This is a genomic window from Brevibacillus invocatus (assembly GCF_003710915.1).
GTDB lineage: Bacteria > Bacillota > Bacilli > Brevibacillales > Brevibacillaceae > Brevibacillus > Brevibacillus invocatus.
On record NZ_RHHR01000082.1, the window covers coordinates 1 to 383 of the forward strand.

1 protein-coding gene is annotated in these 383 nt (G+C 56.7%); it reads right to left on the minus strand.

All coding sequences use genetic code 11. The features are described from left to right. Nucleotides 1-383, minus strand: a 383-nt coding sequence (locus tag EDM52_RS24075; protein ID WP_183185347.1) for a tRNA dihydrouridine synthase, incomplete at both ends; no start/stop codon positions are given.

A 383-nucleotide genomic window follows, 5' to 3' on the forward strand; every position in this document is an offset into this window, starting at 1 on the left:
CCGGCAATGTTCCGGTGGTCAGGTACTGAATGGTCCGATACAGCATCCAAGGATTACCAAGCGCAGCGCGACCAATCATCACACCGTCGCATCCCGTGGTATCCAGCATCCGGCGGGCATCCTCAGGTGTTGCCACATCCCCATTGCCGATGACAGGAATGGAAACAGCTTCCTTAACCCTCCCGATCCAGCTCCAGTCCGCATGTCCCTTGTACATTTGCACACGCGTACGACCGTGAACAGCAACCGCTTTGCCTCCCGCGCGTTCAACTGCCCTTGCATTGTCCAACACGTACAGGTGGTCTTCATCCCACCCCAGACGCATTTTGACCGTAACAGGCTTGTCAACCGCATCCACGACGGCCGAAACGACCTCATAGATC